The following is a 21,907-nucleotide window of genomic DNA, read 5'->3' on the forward strand; positions in this document are numbered from 1 at the left end:
ACTGCCAGTATGGCGATTTTCTCCTGCTGTCCTCCTGGACGCCGTTCGCCAAAAGGCGGACAGCAGGAGCTCATTTCAGCCAGCGCCGGCTGCCAGGACGATCCACGCCAGATGATAAGCGGCAAGCAGGGCGTATACGACCGCAGCGAAAAGAATCAAACGGGACAGCAGGATAGAGCTCGTCCTTCCTCCCATGAGCAGAAGGAGCGAGGGCAGAACAATCTTGTACCCATAGAACAGCGCAGGATGCGTCTCGTACAATAAAGCCGCGAACGGATTGGCTTCCTGTATGGCATGCAGCCGGATGCCTGAATCGGTCGCGATGGCGTCGAAGACGGATAGAACGAGAAGAAGCCACTTCGCGATGGCGTTCCGTGATTTGAAGCCCGTTACGGACATCGATGTTCTTGCCTGCATAGAGAAACCCCCAATCGTGATACATATTGTATCACGATTGGGGGTTTCTCTTCCAGCTGCGTCCTCTTGCTTCAAGGATTGAAAGCGCGAAGCATCGTATGAATTTCGGGTTATTTCTAGGCTGGCATCTCGACCTCTCCGGCCATTACTTGCCGTACCCATTCGTAGCACCTGAGCAGATCGCTGTCGCTGACCAGATCGGAGCGATGCTCAAACATGATGGCGACATCTGGATTCTGCTCGCGGATGATGGACAAGTAAGCGAGGATCGGAGCCCATCCTTCCGCAGCATCCTGCTCCGGGAGCACGGGCATCCGGTAGCATTCGATTTTGTCCGTGAATCTGAATGTCCATAGATGGATCAGCGCCGCATACTTCGCGTATTTTTTTACAACCTTAAGCGAATTGAACCGGGGATCGATCCGATCTTGCCGATAAAGACGCCCGGTATCGAGGCAGAGACGGATAGATGGATAACGCTGAAGGAGCTCTTCCAGCAGGCCGCCTTCGACCAAGTACCGATTCATCGCGTCCAATTCGAGAATCGGCATGAAGCCGTGCCGCTCCCCCATGCCGGAGATCCGCTGAAAGAAAATCTCGCTATGCCGTCGCAGCTCGTCAGCCGAAAAATCGTCCTCGTGAATATATTCACTGGAGTCAGAAAATTTCCACTTGGTCCAGTCCGCCCCTGCAGCCAAGATGACCGGCTTGGGATAATGATATAGGATATAGGCAGGCTTCACTCGAGCCGCATAATCGCGACACTCCTGCTCGATAAGCTGAAAGGACTGTTCTCGAATGAACGTATCCTTGGAAAGGATCAGAGCGTCCCTCATCTCCGATGTGCCGGAGCGCAGCGGAAAATGGATGCCGATGCGGAACCGATGCTCGCGGGAATCGCTGATCAGCCTCTCGATATCCTTATCGCTGTCCAGGAGGCAGGCTTCGACGCCGTAAAATCCAGGCGCGAAATCGGTTGCCTGTTTGATTGGATCATAGCTTCCGTATTGACCGATCAGGAAACGCGTCATCTTAGCCTCCTTGTCTTTTTATAGAATGCCCTGTCCTTGGCCGGCCTCCGCCTTGCATGCTTCGAGCAGCAAGGTTTCCCTGTCCTCCTAGATTACAAGGAGGGAACGATGTCCTCTTCCTCTACCGGGAAGCCAGGCCAAGCAATGGTCCTCCTCAAGCTTTTTCAGGATGAGCTTCACGTTTCTCGTCGTGCAGCGCAGCGCTTCGGCCAGCTCTTCAAGGGCAACCTCGACCGGGGTACCAAGCGCGCTTCCTGTTGAAAACCTATCGTAGAGAATGAGGTAGCGCTCGGTTTCAATCATCGTTTACCGCTTCTTTCCCCGCTTCGCGTGCCGAATTCGGGTTTGGGTTACAATAGGGTAAAGAATTCATGAGGAGGTTTGCATCCTTGAATCAGACAGATCCAACGATACCTGCCCGCGACGGACAGCGCGTTTTTGTCGCCGTTCCTCTGCCGGGTCCCCTGAAAGATCGGATCGGAGCTTGGTCCGATGAGCTGCGTACTCTCTATCCCTTCCGAAAATGGACGGATGCGGCGGATCTGCATATTACGCTCCAATTCATCGGCGATACGCCGCCGGAGCGTGTGTCGGAGCTCCGTTCCGCACTGGCCACGGCGATGCAGTCCGGCCGGATCAGGCCGTTCGTCTTGACTTTGGGCGGCATGGGCACATTCGGCATTCCCGAGTCGCCGAGAGTGTTCTGGGCAGGAATCGGCGGCGACAAGGAAGGCTTGCATCAAGCAAGGAACATCGTCGCGGAAGCGACTTCGGCTCTTGGATACAAAACCGAAGAGCGGGCTTACAGCCCACATCTTACGATCGCCAGAAACTACCGGGGAACGGAGCCGTTTCGGATGCCGCAGCTGCATCTGCATCCGGGAGCTTCGGTTGCCGGGAGCTCCAGGGAAACGGTAGTCCGGATAAGAGACGACTCCGAAGCCGAACTGTCCTGGACCGTCGACGAAGTCGTCTTGTACCGGACGCATATGCATCGGCTTCCCATGTACGAAACCGTCGCCTGCTTTCCATTTGGATAGAATGAGAGTGCGGCGGTTCTCGCTTGGGTTCAGATGCGGAACAGCCCGTAGCCGGCCAGAGGCACGATCGGATCGGGATCCGATTTCAAGCCGTCGGACCGGCCGTTCAGGGCGACGTCGACAAGCCAGCGCGTGAACGGGGCTACATGCATGGACTCCATTTCCTCCAGGCTGAAAAAGCCGGCCGCATCGACCTCGAGACCGTCCGGAACCGGCTCTCCGCCTATATAATCCATTGAAAAGGCTACATACACATTATGAATCTGCCGCGGCTGATCGCGCAGGGCCGCTACTCCGGTGACGACGGCCTGAATGCCGGTCTCTTCAAGCACTTCCCGCTGCACGGTCTCATGCAGCTGCTCCAGCTGCTCGGCGTAACCGCCGGGATTGGTCCAGTATCCCCTTCCCGGTTCCTGGGCACGCCGCACGAGCAGCAGCTTGCCGCCGCGCTCCACCAAGGCGCCGACTCCGATGCTGTAATGGCCCCAATGAACGAAGCTGCACGAAACGCAAGCCCTTCTCGGCGTTCCGTCGATATCCCTCGTCTCCATGGCATCTCCGCACGCGGAGCAAAAATTGACTTCCATATGTCCACTCCCCTGAGATCCTTCGCGCGGCTGTTCTTCCGTCGCCTCTTTTGATGTTTGACACCGAGCCTTCCATCCTTGAAATAACGGGCCGAAGACGTTTAATCCTTATACTATCGAACTATCGCTTCATCCGCCATCGGTATTTTCGGCCGGAGAAACGAATTCGGCGGCAGAGGCTGGAATAGTTCTTACCTGCAAATGCAGGCAAAATAAAAAGACATGCGGAAAGGAATTCCGCATGTCTGCCAAACCTGCCGATGCTTACTCCTGCGTCTCGAACTTCCAGTTGGGAACGCCTTGATCCTCGATGATGCCGATGGCGACATCCGCGATATCGGGATCGCTGAGCAGGCTGTCCCTGACCTTGAAGATGATGTCGTCCGCATTCGCCAGCGTAAGGCCCGGCTCCAGCTCGATCGTGCCGTCGACATGATAATAACGGCCTTCCTGAAGGATCCTCATCTGGAAGATGTCCAGAACTTGTGGATGCGCCAGGATGATGCGGGCGACCTTGTCCTCGACATCCCGAGGCGCGGCTGCGCCGATCAGGCCGACCATGTTGTCGTAGCCGACCCGGAAGGCGACGCCGATCATGAGAAGGCCGATGAGGATGGTCGAGATGCCGTCCAGCAGCTCGAAGCTCGTCAACGACGTCACGATGACCGCGATCAGCGCGAGCAATGCGCCTGTCGTGGCGACGAGATCCTCGTAGAAGACCAGCCGGGTCGGAGGGGCGGCCCTGCCTACGTTGCGGAAGGCTGCGGCGACGATTCCCGTTCCATTGGCTTCTACCCGGGCTTCGTGCACGATCTCCTTCATCGCCTTCACGAGTACGAATCCGTCTACGGCCAGAGACAGGAGCAGCACGATCAGATTGAGCCAGAAGCCGCTCGAATGCACCGGATGCGCAAGGAGATGAAAGCCTTCGCGGATCGTTTCGTACGCCATGACGGTGACGACAAGAACAGCGATCATGCAGAACAGATTGATGACACGTCCGAATCCGGTCGGGAACCGCTTGGTCGGTTTCTTCTCGGCCAGGACGCTGCCTGCGAACACGAACCCCTGATTGATCGCGTCGGCGATGGAATGCATCGTAGATGCGAACATGGCGCCGCTTCCCGTCGTGGCTGCGGCGATGCCCTTGACGATGGCAAGGCCTGTATTGCCGATCGCCGCTGTCGCTGACGAAGTATTTCCTTTCTTCACTAATTGCCAGAAGCCGGTTTTCGTCGAATCTGTGCTCATCGTATGCGTTTCCTCCTGTAAATTCCAAACTGAAGCGGTTATACGCAGATGCTGCCCGTTATGTTTCGGAATTTCGACTCTGTCATGCAGCCGGAATCAGGTTCCGCAGAATGTCCGGTAGGAGCCTGCGGACAGTCCGGATGAAGCAGCGAATTCGTCTTGCTCGGGACGATGGTCGTAGGGGTTTTCGAGTGCCGCCAACAGCTTTTCCGTGACGCTCAGATCTCCTTGTTCCGCAGCCGCCAATGCTTCTTCCACCCGATGGTTGCGCGGAATCACCGCCGGATTGCTGGCGCGCATCAGAGCGGCCGACTGCTCGTCCGACTGCGGCTGCCTCTCCAGTCTCCTCTGCCGCTTCGCCATCCAAGCCGAGAATGCCTGCGAATCGCACAGAACATCGCCCTGCATCCGCTTGCCGGTCGTCAGGTAGCGGAAAGTGTTCGTATAGTCGGCCTTATGCTCCTTCATCAGCCGCAGCAGCTCGTCCGCGAGCTCCTGATCCTCAGGCTCTTCATGGAATAGACCCAGCTTGGCGCGCATTCCGTCCAGCCAGTGTCTGCCATAGGCCTCAGCGAATCTTCCAAGCTCATGCTCGGCCAGCCGGACCGCCTCTTCCTCGTCGTCATGCAGCAGCGGCAGCAGCGACTCGGCCAAGCGGGCGAGGTTCCATGCCGCGATTTGCGGCTGGCTGCCATAGGCGTACCGTCCTTGCGAATCGATGGAGCTGAACACGGTGGCTGGATCGAAGGCATCCATGAAGGCGCAAGGCCCGTAATCGATTGTTTCCCCGCTGATCGCCATGTTGTCGGTATTCATCACTCCATGGATGAAGCCGGCGAGCATCCACTTCGCGATCAGCGAAGCTTGGCGGTTGGCGACCTCCCGGAGAAGGACGAGATGGCGACCGGCGTCGTCCGCCTTGCTGAGGCCGGCGTAATGCCTCTGCAAGGCATAGTCGGACAGACGCTCGAGATCTTCCATCGTTCCCCACTGAGCCGCGAACTGGAACGTTCCGACGCGCAGATGGCTGGCAGCCGTCCTCGTCAGGACAGCTCCCGGCAGCAGGGATTCTCGATAAACGGCATCTCCCGTTGACGTCACGGCGAGGCTGCGCGTCGTCGGAATGCCGAGTCCGTGCATCGCTTCGCTGATGATATGCTCCCTCAGCATCGGTCCCAGAGCCGCCCTGCCGTCGCCGCGGCGGGAATATGGCGTCGGTCCGGAGCCCTTGAGCTGGATATCGATCCGATGGCCTTCAGGAGTGATCTGTTCTCCGAGCAGGATCGCCCTGCCGTCGCCGAGCCTGTTGAAATGCCCGAACTGATGGCCGGCATAGGCTTGGGCCAGCGGCTCCGCTCCGTCCGGAACGGCATTGCCGGAGAGGAAATCAGCACCCTGCCCGTTGCGGAGCGCCTGGGGATCCAGTCCCATGGCAGCCGCCAGCCGCTCGTTGAGCACGATCAAGCTCGGGGAAGATACAGGCTGGGGATCGAGCCGGGTAAAGAAGAGCTCCGGCAGGCGGGCGTAGCTGTTGTCGAAGTTCCAGCCATAGCTGGTCTTGCTATCGGTTTCTTTCATAACATCTCCATTGGAATTAGAATTTTGGCATCATTTCTTATTATACCCTGAGACGGCCCGCTTGCATCGCTTCATCGGGATTTAGGCGGAGTTTCAAATCCAGGCATCTCCGAGAACCAGCCATGCGGATAGAAGCAAAACAGCCGCGCATGCCGCGCGGCTGAAGAGGCTGCTCCCTTCAAGAAAAAATCAGATCCTGAACTTGCTCACGATTCCGGTCAGATTTTCCGCCATCTGCTGCAGCTGCTCCGAGGAGCCGGCTACTTCGCCCATGGCCGCGGATTGCTGCTCCGCCGCCGTGGCGATGCTGCCCGACAGCTTGGCTGCGGTAACCGCGATCCTTTCCAGCTCGTCGAGCGAGGCGGCGATCTCCTCGGTTCCGGCCGACATCTGCTCTGAGGAGGCGGATACCTCCTGCACCTGGCTGTTCACTTCCTGAATCGATTTTACGATGGAGCTGAACGTCAGACCGGTCTGCTGGGCGATTTCCGTTCCATACCTCGCTTCATGGGCCGAACGCTCCAGCGATTCCGCCGCCCCGCTCGTGCCGTTGCCGATTGCCGACAGAATCTCCGTGATCTGCTTGGAAGAGGTGACCGAACGTTCGGCCAGCTTGCGGATTTCCTGGGCGACGACCGAGAAGCCCTTGCCATGCTCGCCCGCGCGAGCCGATTCGATCGAAGCGTTCAGCGCGAGCAGATTGGTCTGGCTCGCGATATCCGAGATCATCGCCATGATCTCTCCGATTCTGCTGCCGTGCTCCTTCAGCTCCCGAATGATCGCTGCCGTTTCGTTCAAATCGATTTCGATCTTTCTCATCTGCCCGACGACGCGCTCCATATCGCCTTCTCCATCTGCCGCTTTTTCCGACGTTTCGGCGGCGAGCTCCGACACGATGGAGGTGGATGCGGCGATGCGCTGAATGCCGATCGCCATTTCCGTCATCGCTGTCTGGCATTCTCTCGTGCTCTGGAATTGCTGCTCGGAGCCCGCTGCCGCCTGGCCTGTCGAAGCGGCGATCTCATTTGTCGCCTCCACCGCTTGCCTCGAGTTGTCCTGCAGCCTGTTGGCGGAGCTGGATACGCTCTTCGCTGCCAGCTGGATGTTGCCGGTCAGCTCCCGCAGGCTGGCGATCATTCGGTTGAAGGCTGCTGCTGCCTGTCCGATTTCATTTTCGCTTTTGACCGGAATTTCTTGGGTCAGATCGCCTTCTGCCGCCAGCTTCGACACTTCGGCCAGCGTACGAAGCGGCTTGAGCGTGCGGTTCACGAAATAGATGATGAGCAGGAGCGCAGCTATAGTGAATCCGCCTCCGGCCAAAATATCCTTCCATAACATCCGGGACAGGCTCGTCTTGACGTCATCGTAATGGAAATCGACGCCGAATAAGGCGAGCGTCTTGCCTTGACCGTCCTTGATCGGGGACAAATACGATACCCACTCGCCCTCGGAATCGGAATAAGGAACCGTCAACGCGAAGCCGTCCTTCATCGCCTTGTTGAAGGCATCTTCAAAAACATCGGGCATCTCGTAGACGGAGCCCGGCTGAATCGCTTCGTCATCACTATTCTCCTGCAGACTGACAAGGGTGCGCTTGCCGCCGGCTTCCAGAACTTCGGGCAGCATCAGATAGGCGTTGCTGATGAAGAGATCTTCGGCGGACATGGCGACTAACTGTGACTTGAGCAGCATGAAGGCTTCTGTCGTGGCGGCTTCCTTGCGGTTCAGCACAGCCGATGCTTCCGCGATCTTGCCGGCATTGAGCTGTACTTGACCTTGCATGGCCTTGCCCAATTCGCGCAGCTGCTTGTGGAACTCATTTTTCTGGCTCTGATAGGCAAAGGCCGCGGTCAGGCTCATGACCCCGGTGAATAGGACAGCCAGCAGCAGCACGCTCGTTCGGATCAGACTTCGTTTGGGCAAGGACAGGTATTTTTTCATGCAGTAGGCAACCTCTCATGTTGGGATAGTATTATATCGACATTCATGAGGCTATCCTTTAGAACATTCCCTGCGGCGGACAACTCAGCCTCCGTCTCGGATACGCTCTTACCTCCTCCCCGTTAGCCCGCTTGCGAGGTGTTGTTGCGCCTCTTGCCGCATACGATCCGATCCTGGACGCGCATGGAAAAATAATGGACCTTTCTTACCGTTCCTTCTCCACTTCCCTTTCAGCGATGATCCGGTAATGCCTATCCGTCGGATAGTCGAGCCTGATGACCTTGAAGCCGTATCGGATCAGCAGTTCCTCCAACTCCTGCGGCTCGACCCGGCTCGGAGGCGGAATCCGGGCTTCATCCCGCTTCTTCATCCATTCGAGGATGAACAGCAGGGCGCCGGGCTTCATCACACGGGCTAATTCCTGAACGGGCTGCTCGACCGTGTCAGTCACGTGAAGCACCAGCGAGGCGATAGCCCGGTCGACGGATCGGTCCGGCAGCGGCAGCCGTTCCGCGGATGCCAGCACCGGCTGAAGATTATGAGCCTGTTCTGCGGCCGCCTTAGCCTGCATGTAGCCAATCATCTCTGCTTGCGGGTCAGCCGCGACAACTTGCCCGCTAGTCAGAGATGCCGCCGGAAAGGAGAAGTAACCCGTTCCTGCCCCGATATCCAGCACCGTCATGCCGTTCTCGATCTTCAGAGCTTGGAGCAGCATGCCGGGAGGCAGCTGCTCCCTCCGTTCCTCGCTCTCCATTCTTCCGATCAGAGAAGGACTGAACTTCTCTTTCATAGACAATTCTCTCCTTCGCACATCGATTGCGGATGACGACCGCTCCTCGAAGCCATTATCCCTCAACCCGCTGCGAACATGCAAAAAAAGGAAGCTCCGAAGAGCCCCCTTTTTCCTGCAGCTTATTTGATCGTCAGGTTGAACCCGCTCTGGATGTAGTTGCCGCCTGCATAGGCGATGTTCCGGGTCACCAGATTGTTGAACGTCGCCGAGCCGTTGCCCGTGTACGTATAGATGGCTGCGCCAAGGTGAGGTCCCGAGAAGCGGGATGTCGATATCCCGTCGCGGCCGGTGCCGTCGATCGTGATGTTGTTGAACACGATGTTCTCGAAGCCGCCGCCGTAACCGATCTGAACGCCGTCGCGCTGGGCATTGATGATGTCGATGTTGGTGAAGGTGACGTTTTTGATGGCGTCGTTGGAAGCTTCCAGATCAATCGCCCCGCGCTCGCCGTTGTACAGATCCTGGCTTGTGCCGCTGTTGATGATCGTCGTGTCCGAGAAGGTGATGCCGGTGTTGTTTTGGAAGTGATAGCCCGGGAACACCGTATTCATCCGGATGCCGGAGCCTCCGACACAGTCGATGATGTAGTTGTGGTCTGCTTTGTGGCCGCTGCCGCCGAAGAAGGCGATGGCTGCCGCGCGCCAGTTGTTCTCGATCGTGTTGTAGGAGAACGTGTTGTTTACGCCGGCGGGAGCGCCGTTCGTGTTGCTCGTCCAGACGGCCAGTCCGTCATCGCCGTTGTTGCGGATGCTGCTGTTGCGGACGGTTGAATTGCTCGTTCCCTGCGCGAAGTTGATGCCGTCGGCTAGGTTGTTGCGGATGCGGCTGTTCTCGACGACAAGGCCGCTCGCATAGATCGCAGGAGTATGGGCATAGTCGCCGACCCACATGCCGCATTCGAAATGCTCGACCCAAACGTCATGGATCGTCGAATTGGCTCCGAAATTGTCCATGAAGCCTTTGTAGACGGCATTCTGACCGTAGCGGGAACGCAGGTTGGAGTTCATGTAGATGTTGCTGAAATCAAGCTTTCCTTTGATTCTCAGGGAGATGCCGCCTCCCGATGCATTGGGATTCGTGAACTGGATGTTCGTATACCAGATGCCTGCGCCGGTAACCGTGAAGTTGTCGATCATGTTCGCGGCCGAGCCGATCTCCCACATGCTGCTCAGATGGAAGGTGCCTTCCGGAATATAGAGGGATTTTCCGGCCGCTGCCGCTGCGGTCACGGCTGCCTTGAAGGCGGCGAGATCATCCTTGCCGTCATTCGCGATGGCTCCGTATTCGGTGACGGACACCGAATTGGCAGGACGGGCAACGGCTGCCGGAATCGGCTCGATCTCGATGAAGTCGACGCCGTACTCCAGGCTGTCTCCGCCCTTCTGGACGCGGATCGTGTCTCCCGGCTTCAGTGCGGCATCCAGCTTGAAGTGGACTTCGTCGAAGCGGAAGAGCGGCCTGCCTCCGCCCGGAGCGTCAGCCGGCATGTCGCCGGAAAAATACTGCCAGCTGTAATAGGAGGTCAGCGACACTGTTTTGGCTTTGGTTCCGTTGACATAGACGTCGAGCGAGCCGTTCTGGCCCATGCCGTCGCTGGTGTCAGGCATCGTGAAGCGCATCGTGACGCCCGCTCCGCCTTGTCCTTGACGGACTGTCCACTGCAGGCTGGAGCCATTGGACGGAAGTGCGGCGTATTTCTGTCCCGATGCTTCGGAAGCGATGAGCGATTGATCGAACGTTGGCGCCGTTCTCAGGACAGCTCCGCCGCCGAGCGCCGCATCCTCCGTGTCGTATCGGCTGTACGGCATGCTGGCGCCGCGCGCCGAGTAGACCGTGAGGCTCGCATTGCTCGTATTGTTGCTTTGCTTGGCCGGAATTTCGTTGCCGTCAGCGGCTACAGTCGTCGAGACGGTATAAGTACCGCTCGCTGCGGTCCAGCTGCCCACGCTGATGTTCGTAGACGCGCCTGCTGCAAGGGAACCTGTGTAGGAGCCCGTAAAGGTTTGGAGCGTCGCTCCGGCGGAGTTTTTCAGCACCACGGTTACGGGATGGGCTCCGCCGGCTGAAGCAAGCGTACCCTGGTTTTTGAGGGCGACGGTAAAGGACACCGCCGCTCCCTGCGACGGCGTGCCCGGCGACCATGACGTCGTGGCGACGAGGTCGGAGCTGGACACCGGCGCTACGACGAGATTAGTCGGGTTCGCGTAGCTGTTGTTGCCTTCATTCTGCTCGATGACGGCGTTGCTCTCGTCGACCTTGGCGCTTACCGTATACGTTGCGGCAGCTTTGGCGCCTGCATTGATCGATACATTCGCAGAAGCTCCTGCCGCAAGCGCGCCTACCGGAGCGGTGCCGGCGAGCTCGTTGTTCAGGTAGAAATTGACCGTCGTGGCGCCTGCGGCTGCAGTCCCGACGTTCTTGACGACGGCGTTCAGCGTAATGGCGCCGCTCTCGACCGGAGAAGCCGGAGTCCAGGACATGCCTGCAATGGTCAAGTCCGGATTAGGCGCAGGCGTGCCGAACACTTGGAACTCGGCGATCTGGCCGGCCGGCGCGCCGGAGTTCGCCGTAATGTTCAGCTGGAGGCGCTTGACCGTCGCGGTGACCGGAATCGTCACACTGTTGCCGGTTGCGGGATTGAACGTATAGGACTGGGACGAGACGAGATTGCTGAAGGAGCTGGCGTTCTGATCCGCTCCAAGCACTTGGATCGTCTGCGTGCGAGTCCCCCATTCCGAAGCCGGATTCAGCTTCAGCACGACGGAGGTGATGCTCTGGTTGGAACCGAAATCGAGAGTCAGCGTGCTTGGGTTGCCGCCTCCCTCCCAATAGGTGGCCGTATTGTTGTCATTCGCATTCGCGGCTGCGTAGGTCTGCGTGCTGGAAGAGGCTGTAATCGATTTCCCTAAGGCGATGTTGCTGCCCGCCGGAGTCGGCGTCGGCGTCGCCGAAGGAGTAGGGGTTACCGTAGGCGTCGGTGTTGGTGTTGGGGTAGGCGTTGGAGTTGGCGTTGGAGTTGGCGCTGTCGCCCCGTAAATTTCAAGCTCCGACAGCTGGCCTGCAGGCCAGCCCGTATTGGCCGTAAAATTCAGGCGTACGTAACGGGTGCTGGCGGCGCTGAAGTTGATCGTGACGCTGTTGCCGGCTATGGATGGATTGAATGTATACCCCGCCGATCCGACGATGTTCGTGAACGTCGAGCCGTTCGCGCTGCCCTGGATCGAGAGCGTCTGCGTACGGGTCTCCCATCCGGACGGAAGCTTGAGGACGATCTGGTCGATGCCCGTGCTGGCGCCAAGGTCGACTTGGATCCACTGCGGGAAGGCGTTGTTCGTGCTTTCCCAATAAGTGCCCTGATTGCTGTCCTTGACATTGTCGGGGCTGTACGTCTGAGACTGGCCGCTGGCGGTGACGGTTTTGCCGAGCGTCAGATTCGCGCCTCCTGCTGCGGTGGCGGGAGCGATGGGACCGGCAGCCTGGAAGAAGCCGGCGGCGATCAGGACGAGCGCCAACAGCCAATTCATATATTTAGTGCGGATACGCATTATAGTCCTCCTCGGGTTCGATTGGTTCGCGGCATAATCGCTTGAATACGACTGAATCAATAGGTCGGCCAAAGATCCCTAATTCGAAGCGCTTTCAATTGTTGGGCTGCCACCACCTTCTTTGCTGGGATGATTGCTTGGCGATCCTCCTTTCGCGGACATGCATCCTCATTATAAAGGTTGATTTGCCAAATGATGGAGTGGCGATCTTACGGAAAAGAGGTGCGATTCTATGTTTTTTCCCGACGATGGCGCTGGAAGAAAACAAAAGGCCTCGATGCCTATGGCATCGGGCCTCTCGAAATCGTTTTTTTGAATCCACGACTCTAGAAACAAGACGAAATCAGATCATGAAGCTGTGGCCGGATGCGCAGAATAGCGTCCGTGCGGCCGAAGTGGACCCGGTTGGTCAGCAGGACGATCTGCAGCTCCCGCTCCGGATCGAACCAAATGCTCGTTCCCGTAAAGCCGGTGTGGCCAAAGGATGTCTGCGACAGCAGGCTTCCGGCCGAATTCGGACTGTCCGGATTGACGAGCTGCCAGCCCAAGCCGCGGAAATCCCCGGCGAAGGGAGTATGGTTCCGCCGAGCTTCAGCCAGCCATGATTCCTCCAAGATCGCCCTTCCTTCATGCCTTCCTCCGGCATGGATCATGGATGCGAACTTCAACACATCCTCCGCGGTGGAGAACAATCCCGCATGCCCGCTTATTCCTCCCATTCGCTCCGCTTTTTCGTCATGGACGATGCCGCGCTTGTAAGCTCCTGCTTCCTCGGAGTATTCCGTGGAGGCATATCTGGAAGGATCGAAGGCCGGAAGGAACCCCGTATCCTTCATCCCCAATGGAGCGTAGATCTCCCTCTCCAGAAACGACGTGAACGGCTCGCCAGCCGCCTGCTCCGCGATAAGGTACAACAGAATGAAGCCGAGATCGCTGTAGACGACCTCCTTGCCCGGCGTGCTCAAGGGGCGTTCGCTCCGAACGAACTCCAGCAGCTCCTCCCTGCCCATCGCCATGACTTCCTTCATAGGCAGCCCGGCTCGAAGGCCGGATGTATGGGTCAGCAGATGGCGGATCGTGATGGGATTCTCGGCGTTGTCTGCATAACCTCGGATATGGCTGGCTATCGTGTCGTCCAAGGAAAGCCTGGCCTCTCCGGCCAGCTTGAGGATGGCCGGCAGCGTGGCCAGCACCTTCGTCAAGGAGGCCATATCGAATACGGTGTCCCATTCCATGGCTTCCCTTTGCGGATAGACGGCTCGGCAGCCATAGGCTTTCCTCAGGACAAGCTGTCCCTGGACGGCTACAGCAAGCACGGCTCCCGGCAAATGCCCGTCCCTGATCTCCTGCTCCATGAATGCGTCTATGCGGGATTCGTCTCTCTCTCCCATGAACCTGCCTCCTCCTTTGGCCATTCGGCCGCCGCGAGCTGCGGCGAATGATGCTCCTCCTTTTATCTTCCACAATACGCGGCAGATGGCAATGCCGACTCTGTTATAGGCGAATGTTCCCTGTCTGGCACGACTGAAATCTGCTAGTGTGAAGACAAATGAATGAAATAGGCGGTGAATTGGAATGAAGCGGAATGAACTCGAAAAATGGATTTCTCTTCGCGAGGAAGGCCGCGCCAATCAGGATCAAAAGCTGCTGGCGGAGGTCAGGCAAGGACTGAAAGCCCTTCTCCAAAACCATCCTGATGAAGCTGCGGTCCATTATCAATGCGGCATCGCCCACGACAATTCCGGGTTGGGCCGGGAGGCCGTTCCCTATTATGAAAAGGCTCTGGAGCTTGGACTCTCGGGGCCGGACCGGGAACGATGCTTGCTGGGACTGGGAAGCACATACCGGTATTGGGGGCGTTATTCCGAGGCTGTGCATGTCCTGCGCCAGGGAGTCGCGGAATTTCCCGGCAACCGGGCCTTGAAGGCGTACCTCTCCATGGCTCTCTACAATACCCGGGAATACAAGGAGAGCGTCGAGCTTCTCATCGCCAATCTGATGGAGTCGACCGACGATGGCATCTTGCAGTACTTCAAACGCGGAATTCTAGCTTATGCGGAAGACTTGGATGAAACAGCGGCGGAAGACCTGGATGAAACAGCCGCGAAAGACAGCCGCAAGTAATCGCCCGAAACGGCATCATCCTCCATGAAGCTCATAGGTACGGACAAAAAAAGAACGCCGCAGTCCGCGGCGTTCTTTTCAGCATTCCTTATCCTGCTTATACCTTCACAAAGCGCCACTTCTGCGCTCCCGTGCCGTTGTCGGTCCAGATCTGCACGTTGGTTCCGTCAGCGGTTCCCGACGAGGAGACGTCAAGCGCCTTGTTGCTGCCGACGCCGATGACCTTGAAGCTGCCGTCCCCGTTGTCGATGATTCTCCAGTTCTGAGCGTTGTTGCCGTTCTGAGTCGCGATTTGCACATTCGTGCCGTCGGCTGTCCCCGCCCCAGCGACATCAAGCGCCTTGTTGCTCGCCGGATTGATCAGCTTGAACGTTCCATCCGCATTGGCGACCGCCTGCCAGCGCTGAGCTCCGGTTCCATTGTCCGTGTAGATCTGGACATTGGTGCCGTCCGCGGTTCCTGCGGCGTAGATGTCAAGCGCCTTATTGCTGTTGACGTTGATCAGCTTGTATACAGCTCCGGCTTCGATCGGCGAAGAGGTCGACGTTCCTTGCGTATAGACACGGACATAATCGACGGTCATCGTCTGAGGGAATACCGTCGAAGCGTTCGGGTTGCCCGGCCAGTTGCCGCCGACAGCGAGGTTCATGATCATGAAGAACGGATGGTCGAACACCCATGTCTGGCCCGCTCCGAGCTGGCTTTTGTTGAACGTATGATACAGATTGCCGTCTACGTACCAGCGGATCTGCGTCGGCTCCCATTCGACTCCGAATACGTGGAACGCGTCCGCGAACGAGCCGCTAGGAAGCTTGTAGGATTTGCTTATGCCTCCGGCGCCGGAGTATCCGGGACCGTGCACCGTTCCGTACACGGTGCTGGTGTCATGGCCCAGGTATTCCATGATGTCGAGCTCGCCGCTTCCCGGCCAGCCGGCCGTATCGAGGTTGTTGCCGAGCATCCAGAAGGCCGGCCAGATGCCTTGGCCGTAAGGAAGCTTGATGCGGGCTTCGAATTTGCCGTAAGCCTGGTTGAATTTGCCTTTCGTCAGCAGCCGGGCGGAAGTATAGGACATGCCGCCGACATTTTCCTTGATCGCTTTGATGACGAGATTGCCGCCGCCGTCCAGGTAGGAGTTGTTGCGGCTGTTCGTGTAATATTCCAGCTCGTTGTTGCCCCATCCGCCGCCGCCGATGTCATAGCCCCATTTGCTGCCATCCGGCGCGGAGCCGGACGCTCCGTTGAATTCATCGCTCCAGGACAGGTTCCAGGTCGGAGCCGCTTGGGCTGAAGGCATGCGGACACCTCCCAGGCTGATCAGAAGAACCGCGGCCATCGCAAGCATCGCAATCGTTCTCATTTTCATTTTTACTTTCATGTCATTTCCTCCTCTTCCGTTCAATTATGAAGCGCTTTCAAAAAGGTTCAGTTGTTCGCCCTTCAGGCCCTATGCACCTCCCTCTCGAAAAATGGAAACTAATAACGGGTGCTATTTTATTATGAACCTATCTCCCTAAAAGTAAATTCCCATTATTTCGGACACTGGATTTCGGGTGCGGGATCGACACGGCATCGGATCCGTTGCCGGGCGGACGAGCCTCTTTCGGACCATGCCGGAATGGCGGTCGTCCTGCATTCCCCTGACAGCCAGGACGACGATGGCCTACGAGGCTGCCGCACGCGCCAGGCTTGCCGGGAAACCGCAGCAGGATGCCCAGTTCTTTGGCTGGCGTAGTTGCGGCCAATTACTCCAGAAGCTCCTATTACCAGAGCGACCTTGCGTTTGCTTTCAAGGCTTTCCTTCAATTTCGTTCAGCTCCTTGACTTGTCATAAGCTGATTATGGAGCTTTTCGAACGATGCCGAAAGTCCGCACTTCAAGGTCACTCAAGCACCTTCAGGTACCTGTCCCTTGCTTCAGCCTTCAGGTACCTGTCCCTGTTTTCAGCCTTCAAGCGCCTCTCCCTGTCCTCGGGATTCAGCCCGCGCTGCCTTCCGGATCGGCCAGCGCCGATTTTCCGGCAGGCCGCTTTCGTTCCGGCGAAGCAATAGCCGCCCAAACCGCGTACCCGAGCAGGCCTCCAATTCCGTTCAGGATGATATCGTCCACATCGAAGGTTCCCATCATGAACAGAGCCTGGGAGCTTTCCAGCAGCAAGCTTGCCACGGCCGCTGCCGCCGCAGCCCCCAAGGCATTCAGCCTCGTTCCCTGACGGACGAACCAGCCGAGCGGCATGAAGATCGCGATGTTTCCAGCGAAATTCACGAATTGATGGCTGCTTTGAAGATGATGCAGATTTTGACGGATGGATTCGAAAGGCTTCAGATTCGCCGTCAGCATGAATCGGTTCCGAATCGATTCGGCCCGCTCCGGGATATGCATCAGCTGCTCCCCCAATAACCGGAGATCGACCGGACCGTATTTGAACAAGATGATTTTGACCAGAACGTACGCATACAAAGCAAGCAGCAAGAGCATCGGCGCTCTTTTCCGTGTTTTCATGGGCATGGGCTTCTCCTTCGTTTTCGGTTGTCCGATAAGCATAAGAGAGAAAGCTTAAGCCATGCTCGGCAAAAGATAAGGTTTTTCTTAAATCCGATGCCCAGGATGGACCCGCTATAAAAAAGTATAGTACGTATACCGCAGATACTTAACGTAAAACTTCTTCACTACTACCGGAATTCCCCTCCAATGCCTATAATGAAGACAAGCTTTTGCAAGCGTTTCAACCTATATTCCAGTGCTATCAATCCAGGAGGTATCATCATGCCGAAAGTGGTCATTACCGGTGGCAGCGGAATGCTTGGTCAGCATGTGCTGCGGCATTTTGTCGATCAAGGCTACGAGGTGCTCAACGTCGATGCGGTCCGTCCCAAGGAACATATCTGCCCTACCCTGATCGCGGATCTCACCAACCTTGGCGAGGTTTACAGCGTTCTGGCCGGGGCCGATGCCGTCGTGCATCTGGCCGCGATCCCGGCCGCCCATATCCGGACGGCCGAAGTCACCTTCGAGAACAACGTCGTATCGACCTACAACGTTCTGGAAGCGGCTGCGGGCCTTGGCATCACCAAGGCGGTCATCGCCTCCAGCGAGTCCTCCTACGGCATCGTATTTGCCGTCAACAGGCTCGAACCGGCCTATGTGCCGATCGACGAGGATCATCCGCAGCTGCCGCAGGACAGCTACGGCCTCTCCAAGGTCGTCAACGAACAGACGGCGGACATGTTCCACCGGCGCACCGGGATGCAAGTCGTATCCATGCGCATCGGCAACGTCATCATTCCGGAGCGCTACGCCGATTTCCCTTCCTTCATCCATGATCCGGAGCAGCGCGAGACGATCATGTGGAGCTATATCGATGCCCGGGACATCGCCGAAGCCTGCCGCCTCGCCATCGAGACGGACGGATTGGGATCGGTCGCGCTCAATCTGGCGGCTGACGATACGAGCAGCGCCATTCCGAGCCGGGAGCTGCTTGCCGCCCGGTACCCGGCTGTGAAGGATATCCGACACCCGCTCGACGGCCATGAGACGCTGTTCAGCAATGCCAAAGCGAAGAAGCTCCTCGGCTGGCAGCCGAAGCATGCATGGAGAACTTACGTCAAGGAATCCTGATATGAACCGGTCCGTCGCGCTGTTCTTCTCGTTTTACTTCATTCTTTTCATGGGGAACGCCCTCTACAGCACCTTCATTCCGGTCTATTTCCAGGACAAGGGCTTCTCGGCCTCCCAGATCGGCACCCTGCTCAGCATCGGGCCGTTCATCGCCGTTCTGGCGCAGCCGATGTGGGGGTCGGTCAGCGACAAGTCCCGCACCAAGAACCGGGTGCTGCAGATTCTGCTGATCGGCAGCGGCGTCTCGATGCTGCTGTACCCGCTGTCGGATTCCTTCGTCTACCTGATGATCCTGATCGGCGTCTTCACCTTGTTCCAGACGTCGACCGGTGCCATCGGCGACGCCATTACGCTCGAAGCGCTCGGCAGCCAGGCTTCCAGCTACGGCATTATCCGGCTCGGAGGAACGCTTGGCTTCGCGCTGATGTCGATCGTCTTCGGATCTTACGCCAAGTCGCATGTCGACAGCATGTTTCCGGTCTATGCGGCCGTCATGCTGATCTCCTTGCTTCTGCTGCTCCGCTATCCGACGATCGGAGGCCACCAGTTCGCCGGCCGGCGGATGCGAATCTGGGAGCTGTTCAAAAACCGCAAGCTCGTGCTTTATCTCGGCATCTGCTTCGCCGTCAACGTCACGCTGGGCTACTATTATGCGTTCTTCCCCTTGTACTACAAGGAGCTGGGAGCAGACAACGGCTTGCTGGGCTGGTCGATGGTCATTTCGGCGCTCAGCGAGGTGCCGTTCCTGCTTTTGTCGTCCCGGCTGTTCAGCCGGTTCAGCATTTCATCCATTCTGCTTGTCGCATCGGGAGCCGCAGCCGTCCGCTGGCTGCTGTTCTGGATGATCGATAATCCCTATGCCATCCTGCCCGTGCAGATTCTGCACGGCATGATCTTCATCGTCGTCTCGGTGACGATGTCCGTCTTCATCAACAAGGAAGTGCCGCAGGAGCTGCGCGCGAGCGGGCAGACGCTGAACGCCCTGCTCAATCTCGGCGCGGCCCGGATCATCGGCAGCTACGCAGGCGGCTTCGTCAGCGAAGCCGAGGGGATGAAGTCCGTGTTCCTCTATTGCGCGATCGTTACGTTTGTCAGCCTCGCATTCTTTGCCGGCATGGAGATGAAGAAGAACCGCGGCTCCATCGAAGTCCAGCCGTAAGAGAGGCATGCATTCAAAAACAAAGGGGCTGCCCGTAGTCATGTTCATGACTTCTGGGACAGCCCCTTTTCGGTTTCAAGCCTGCTTCCTTCCCGCTTCTTGCGATCTTTGCGAAAGGAAGGACATTACGGCTCCATCGGCCTCAAATCCTTTATGTACCAAGCGTCGCAGGCATAGTGCTCCGAGCCTTCGAGAGGCGCTTTCAATCCGGCGAAGCCATGCTTTTCATAAAAGCGCGCGGCCGCCTTCATCGAGGTCAGCGTCTCGAGATAACAGCGTTCATAATGGACGCTTGCGAAGTCCAGCGCGGCCTCCATGAGCTTCGCCGCCATGCCGGAGCCTCTTGCGCCGGGCAGCAGATACATCTTCTGCAGCTCGCACACCTCGCTGGAATCCGCGAATGGAGCGATTCCGCATCCCCCTTCGATGATTCCATCCTTCTCGATGACCCAATACTTGCGCCCCGGGGCATCGTAATAACCGCTCAGATTGTCCAAGCTTTTGTCCGCCCAGGCCAGTCCTTCCCTGTTCCCTCCGAATTCGATCAGGCATTGGCGGATGATCGACGCTATGGCGACATTGTCGCGTTCTTCAAGCTCGCGGATAAACATGAGTCCACTTCCTTCTGATCGGCTGCAAGTAGAAAACCCGCAAGGACCTGCCCTGCGGGCGGCAGCGGATTATTTGGTCAGCACATCCCGGAAAAATTGGTCCAGCACAGCCGGATCCGTCAGCCGGGCATTGCAGCTGTCGCTGCTCAGGCACATATAATTGCCGATCGCCTTGTAATAATCGGGCGAGGCATGAAGCGGCCGATGCTTGGTCAGCGCTGTGAACAGTGCGACCTCGCCGTGGCCCCGGCATAGGAAGCAGGTATTCTTTTTCGTGCCTGCCGGCGAGAACCTGCCTTCGATTCCCGCCGGCTTGCCGTCCAGCTCATGCACGAGGAACATTTTGCCGCTGCCGATATCGGTCCATCCGAGATAAGTGACTTTCCGGAGATCGATCTTGTCCAGATCGGGCACTTTCAGCTTTTTCGCTTTTGGGAACAGCTTTTTCAGCTGTCCTTCCGTAACGGCGGGGAATCTCATGCGGTAAGGCTCAAGCGCCTCCACACCTTGCGCGAATTGCTGCGGAGAGCTAAGTTCCGCCAGTCCCAGCACCAGCAAGCGCTGATCGGAATCGGCTGCCTGGAAAGCTTCATCCAATAAAGTATGCACGCTCATCCGCACCGACTCCACCACCTTCGGATCGGATACGGTCGTACAAGTATTCTGCAGAAGCTTGACTTGTTTTAGAATAAGATTGAATTCATGGTTTCGAATAAATGGTTGGCCCATCGCTTTTCAGCCCCTTATTTTTTGGATTCAAGCAAATAAGGTGCAAAGCCCATTTATGGAAACGATCGATCGGGCGATTGGTATTCGTTCCATCCTCAATAGCCCCATGCAAAGAATCGCCCCTTAAACAGGCTCTGCATGGGTGAAGCTATTCCCGGCAAAGTGATTTGCCATCCCTACCAGCCTCCCTTTAAAACCAGTATAGGCGATAGCAGGCGGCCGGGGCAATGCCGCAATCGGTTAAAAAACGGCTGCAGGAATGCCGCAATCGGTTAAAAACGGCTGCAGCAATTCAGAACGGCTTGTCCACTCCGAGCAGCACATACAGCTCATTTAGCTCGCGAATGTCGTAAGTCGGTACGATGCCGGAGCCTGCCGGCTTGCCTTCCGGATTGAACCAGCAAGTATCCAGGCCGGCGTTCTGCCCTCCCTTGATGTCCGCGCTGAGCGAATCTCCGATGATCAAGGCCTCGTCCGGAACGAAGCCGGGAATGCGCTCGAACACATAATCGAAAAAAGCCTTCATCGGCTTCTGGAACCCGGTGTCTTCGGAGACGAAGACGTTGCGGAACATCGGGAACAGCCCCGAGGCCTGCAGCCGCTTGTGCTGGGTCGCAGAAACTCCGTTCGTGACGATGAACAGGTCGTACCGGGGCTCAAGGGCGGTGATCAAGGCAAGAGCGCCCTTTACCTCGTCATGGCCTTGCTCCAGAAGCTTGCGGTACTGGGCTTCCACAGCGACACCGTCCACTTCCCGGCCATATTCCTTGAACAGCAGCGAATAGCGCGTGTTCACGACTTCATCCCGGGAGAGCTTCCCTTCTTCGAATGCCCTCCACAAGCCGCCGTTGATTTCCTTGTAGCGGAAATGAAGCTCCTCATCCAGCGCAAGGCCGTGCTCGGAGCATAAGAGGCCCAGAGCCATCCTTTCGGCGGCGCCGAAATCGAGCAAGGTGTCGTCCACATCGAAAAGCAGCGTTTTATATGCTTTCAATTTCAGCCCTCCATTTCGGCGGGTTCACGAACTGCGCCGCGAACGTTCCGTTTGTTGCCCGACAGCTTGAATACGGCAGCGCCTCCGATGACGACAAGCACTCCGATGAGCTGCTTCATCGTGAAATCCACCTTTTCCAGGCCGAGCCAGCCGAGCGAATCCAGCATGAGCGCCAGAATCAGCTGGGAGCTGAGAGCGACGAGCACGCCGTAGGTCGGGCCCAAAAGCTTGATTCCCTGAACCATGCAGACGACGACGCCGACTCCGAGCAGACCGCTGAAGGCGAACCAGGTTTCCATATTCCCGAGATGGAACATCTTCGTTCCCTGAGACAGCAGGCCCAGCGTCAAGGAAGCCGCGAAGCCGAGGCCGAGAACAAGCGCCGTCGTCACCCGGGTGCCTGTTTTTTCGCTGACTTTGCTGTTGAATATATTTTGCAGGCTGAGCAGGCAGCCGGCCAAAATCGACAAAGCGATTCCCGTCATCATC

General features: G+C 57.5%; 20 protein-coding genes. 4 read left to right on the plus strand and 16 right to left on the minus strand.

The window, feature by feature from the left end; genetic code table 11:
* Positions 1 to 75 precede the first annotated feature (75 nt).
* The 3 genes from AC06G8_RS11435 to AC06G8_RS11445 form a co-directional block, all read right to left on the minus strand.
* Entirely contained in the window at positions 76 to 417 is a 342-nt protein-coding gene (locus tag AC06G8_RS11435; RefSeq protein ID WP_480282895.1) for a DUF5658 family protein, read from the minus strand.
* Positions 418 to 533: 116 nt separating this feature from the next.
* Positions 534 to 1,448 (minus strand): sugar phosphate isomerase/epimerase, encoded by a 915-nt coding sequence (locus AC06G8_RS11440; protein ID WP_480282896.1) that lies wholly within the window; start codon positions 1,446 to 1,448, stop codon positions 534 to 536.
* An 87-nt stretch (positions 1,449 to 1,535) separates the two neighbouring features.
* Positions 1,536 to 1,751 (minus strand): SgrR family transcriptional regulator, encoded by a 216-nt coding sequence (locus AC06G8_RS11445; protein WP_480282897.1) that lies wholly within the window; start codon positions 1,749 to 1,751, stop codon positions 1,536 to 1,538.
* An 86-nt stretch (positions 1,752 to 1,837) separates the two neighbouring features.
* Here AC06G8_RS11445 and thpR point away from each other — a divergent pair, with 86 nt between their 5' ends.
* A complete protein-coding gene (thpR, locus tag AC06G8_RS11450; RefSeq protein WP_480282898.1) occupies positions 1,838 to 2,488 on the plus strand; it encodes an RNA 2',3'-cyclic phosphodiesterase in 651 nt (216 codons plus the stop codon).
* Between the two features lie 29 nt (positions 2,489 to 2,517).
* Here thpR and AC06G8_RS11455 read toward each other — a convergent pair whose 3' ends face one another.
* From AC06G8_RS11455 to AC06G8_RS11485, 7 genes are all read right to left on the minus strand, one after another.
* The gene (locus tag AC06G8_RS11455; RefSeq protein ID WP_480282899.1) at positions 2,518 to 3,075 is read right to left on the minus strand and encodes an NUDIX domain-containing protein; all 558 of its coding nucleotides are present in this window, start codon (positions 3,073 to 3,075) and stop codon (positions 2,518 to 2,520) included.
* Between the two features lie 264 nt (positions 3,076 to 3,339).
* Positions 3,340 to 4,326 (minus strand): cation diffusion facilitator family transporter, encoded by a 987-nt coding sequence (locus tag AC06G8_RS11460; protein ID WP_480282900.1) that lies wholly within the window; start codon positions 4,324 to 4,326, stop codon positions 3,340 to 3,342.
* A 96-nt stretch (positions 4,327 to 4,422) separates the two neighbouring features.
* Positions 4,423 to 5,904, minus strand: a complete 1,482-nt coding sequence (locus AC06G8_RS11465) for a protein adenylyltransferase SelO (RefSeq protein ID WP_480282901.1) — start codon at positions 5,902 to 5,904, stop codon at positions 4,423 to 4,425.
* A 189-nt stretch (positions 5,905 to 6,093) separates the two neighbouring features.
* A complete protein-coding gene (locus AC06G8_RS11470) occupies positions 6,094 to 7,845 on the minus strand; it encodes a methyl-accepting chemotaxis protein (RefSeq protein ID WP_447664079.1) in 1,752 nt (583 codons plus the stop codon).
* A gap of 205 nt (positions 7,846 to 8,050) precedes the next feature.
* The gene (locus AC06G8_RS11475; protein WP_480282902.1) at positions 8,051 to 8,635 is read right to left on the minus strand and encodes a class I SAM-dependent methyltransferase; all 585 of its coding nucleotides are present in this window, start codon (positions 8,633 to 8,635) and stop codon (positions 8,051 to 8,053) included.
* A gap of 122 nt (positions 8,636 to 8,757) precedes the next feature.
* Complete coding sequence (locus AC06G8_RS11480; RefSeq protein ID WP_480285425.1) at positions 8,758 to 12,162, minus strand: discoidin domain-containing protein; 3,405 nt, start codon at positions 12,160 to 12,162, stop codon at positions 8,758 to 8,760.
* 347 nt (positions 12,163 to 12,509) lie between these two features.
* Positions 12,510 to 13,574, minus strand: coding sequence for a serine hydrolase domain-containing protein (locus AC06G8_RS11485; protein ID WP_480282903.1), 1,065 nt, complete (start codon positions 13,572 to 13,574; stop codon positions 12,510 to 12,512).
* 184 nt (positions 13,575 to 13,758) lie between these two features.
* Here AC06G8_RS11485 and AC06G8_RS11490 point away from each other — a divergent pair, with 184 nt between their 5' ends.
* Entirely contained in the window at positions 13,759 to 14,307 is a 549-nt protein-coding gene (locus AC06G8_RS11490) for a tetratricopeptide repeat protein (RefSeq protein ID WP_480282904.1), read from the plus strand.
* 97 nt (positions 14,308 to 14,404) lie between these two features.
* On the opposite strand, the gene AC06G8_RS11495 is transcribed toward AC06G8_RS11490, so the two are convergent.
* Together AC06G8_RS11495 and AC06G8_RS11500 are read right to left on the minus strand one after the other, a co-directional pair.
* Complete coding sequence (locus AC06G8_RS11495; protein ID WP_480282905.1) at positions 14,405 to 15,685, minus strand: family 16 glycosylhydrolase; 1,281 nt, start codon at positions 15,683 to 15,685, stop codon at positions 14,405 to 14,407.
* A gap of 599 nt (positions 15,686 to 16,284) precedes the next feature.
* The gene (locus AC06G8_RS11500) at positions 16,285 to 16,809 is read right to left on the minus strand and encodes a VanZ family protein (protein WP_480282906.1); all 525 of its coding nucleotides are present in this window, start codon (positions 16,807 to 16,809) and stop codon (positions 16,285 to 16,287) included.
* Between the two features lie 264 nt (positions 16,810 to 17,073).
* On the opposite strand from AC06G8_RS11500, the gene AC06G8_RS11505 reads away from it, so the two are divergent.
* Together AC06G8_RS11505 and AC06G8_RS11510 are read left to right on the plus strand one after the other, a co-directional pair.
* Positions 17,074 to 17,925 (plus strand): NAD-dependent epimerase/dehydratase family protein, encoded by an 852-nt coding sequence (locus AC06G8_RS11505; protein ID WP_480282907.1) that lies wholly within the window; start codon positions 17,074 to 17,076, stop codon positions 17,923 to 17,925.
* A gap of 1 nt (position 17,926) precedes the next feature.
* The gene (locus AC06G8_RS11510) at positions 17,927 to 19,084 is read left to right on the plus strand and encodes an MFS transporter (RefSeq protein ID WP_480282908.1); all 1,158 of its coding nucleotides are present in this window, start codon (positions 17,927 to 17,929) and stop codon (positions 19,082 to 19,084) included.
* A 125-nt stretch (positions 19,085 to 19,209) separates the two neighbouring features.
* Here AC06G8_RS11510 and AC06G8_RS11515 read toward each other — a convergent pair whose 3' ends face one another.
* The 4 genes from AC06G8_RS11515 to AC06G8_RS11530 all read right to left on the minus strand — a co-directional run bounded on the left by AC06G8_RS11515 (position 19,210) and on the right by AC06G8_RS11530 (position 21,906).
* Entirely contained in the window at positions 19,210 to 19,695 is a 486-nt protein-coding gene (locus tag AC06G8_RS11515) for a GNAT family N-acetyltransferase (protein WP_480282909.1), read from the minus strand.
* Between the two features lie 69 nt (positions 19,696 to 19,764).
* A complete protein-coding gene (locus AC06G8_RS11520) occupies positions 19,765 to 20,424 on the minus strand; it encodes a FusB/FusC family EF-G-binding protein (protein WP_480282910.1) in 660 nt (219 codons plus the stop codon).
* Positions 20,425 to 20,716: 292 nt separating this feature from the next.
* The gene (locus AC06G8_RS11525; RefSeq protein WP_480282911.1) at positions 20,717 to 21,418 is read right to left on the minus strand and encodes a YjjG family noncanonical pyrimidine nucleotidase; all 702 of its coding nucleotides are present in this window, start codon (positions 21,416 to 21,418) and stop codon (positions 20,717 to 20,719) included.
* A 2-nt stretch (positions 21,419 to 21,420) separates the two neighbouring features.
* Positions 21,421 to 21,906, minus strand: coding sequence for a DMT family transporter (locus AC06G8_RS11530; protein WP_480282912.1), 486 nt, complete (start codon positions 21,904 to 21,906; stop codon positions 21,421 to 21,423).
* Position 21,907 lies beyond the last annotated feature (1 nt).

Source organism: Paenibacillus sp. SJS-P3, from assembly GCF_056711585.1.

Coding starts and splice junctions, on each gene's coding strand:
- AC06G8_RS11435 (WP_480282895.1), bottom strand. CDS start 417: ATGCAGGCAAGAACATCGATGTCCGTAACGGGCTTCAAATCACGGAAC.
- AC06G8_RS11440 (WP_480282896.1), bottom strand. CDS start 1,448: ATGACGCGTTTCCTGATCGGTCAATACGGAAGCTATGATCCAATCAAA.
- AC06G8_RS11445 (WP_480282897.1), bottom strand. CDS start 1,751: ATGATTGAAACCGAGCGCTACCTCATTCTCTACGATAGGTTTTCAACA.
- AC06G8_RS11455 (WP_480282899.1), bottom strand. CDS start 3,075: ATGGAAGTCAATTTTTGCTCCGCGTGCGGAGATGCCATGGAGACGAGG.
- AC06G8_RS11460 (WP_480282900.1), bottom strand. CDS start 4,326: ATGAGCACAGATTCGACGAAAACCGGCTTCTGGCAATTAGTGAAGAAA.
- AC06G8_RS11465 (WP_480282901.1), bottom strand. CDS start 5,904: ATGAAAGAAACCGATAGCAAGACCAGCTATGGCTGGAACTTCGACAAC.
- AC06G8_RS11470 (WP_447664079.1), bottom strand. CDS start 7,845: ATGAAAAAATACCTGTCCTTGCCCAAACGAAGTCTGATCCGAACGAGC.
- AC06G8_RS11475 (WP_480282902.1), bottom strand. CDS start 8,635: ATGAAAGAGAAGTTCAGTCCTTCTCTGATCGGAAGAATGGAGAGCGAG.
- AC06G8_RS11480 (WP_480285425.1), bottom strand. CDS start 12,162: ATGAATTGGCTGTTGGCGCTCGTCCTGATCGCCGCCGGCTTCTTCCAG.
- AC06G8_RS11485 (WP_480282903.1), bottom strand. CDS start 13,574: ATGGGAGAGAGAGACGAATCCCGCATAGACGCATTCATGGAGCAGGAG.
- AC06G8_RS11490 (WP_480282904.1), top strand. CDS start 13,759: ATGAAGCGGAATGAACTCGAAAAATGGATTTCTCTTCGCGAGGAAGGC.
- AC06G8_RS11495 (WP_480282905.1), bottom strand. CDS start 15,685: ATGAAAGTAAAAATGAAAATGAGAACGATTGCGATGCTTGCGATGGCC.
- AC06G8_RS11500 (WP_480282906.1), bottom strand. CDS start 16,809: ATGAAAACACGGAAAAGAGCGCCGATGCTCTTGCTGCTTGCTTTGTAT.
- AC06G8_RS11505 (WP_480282907.1), top strand. CDS start 17,074: ATGCCGAAAGTGGTCATTACCGGTGGCAGCGGAATGCTTGGTCAGCAT.
- AC06G8_RS11510 (WP_480282908.1), top strand. CDS start 17,927: ATGAACCGGTCCGTCGCGCTGTTCTTCTCGTTTTACTTCATTCTTTTC.
- AC06G8_RS11515 (WP_480282909.1), bottom strand. CDS start 19,695: ATGTTTATCCGCGAGCTTGAAGAACGCGACAATGTCGCCATAGCGTCG.
- AC06G8_RS11520 (WP_480282910.1), bottom strand. CDS start 20,424: ATGGGCCAACCATTTATTCGAAACCATGAATTCAATCTTATTCTAAAA.
- AC06G8_RS11530 (WP_480282912.1), bottom strand. CDS start 21,906: ATGATGACGGGAATCGCTTTGTCGATTTTGGCCGGCTGCCTGCTCAGC.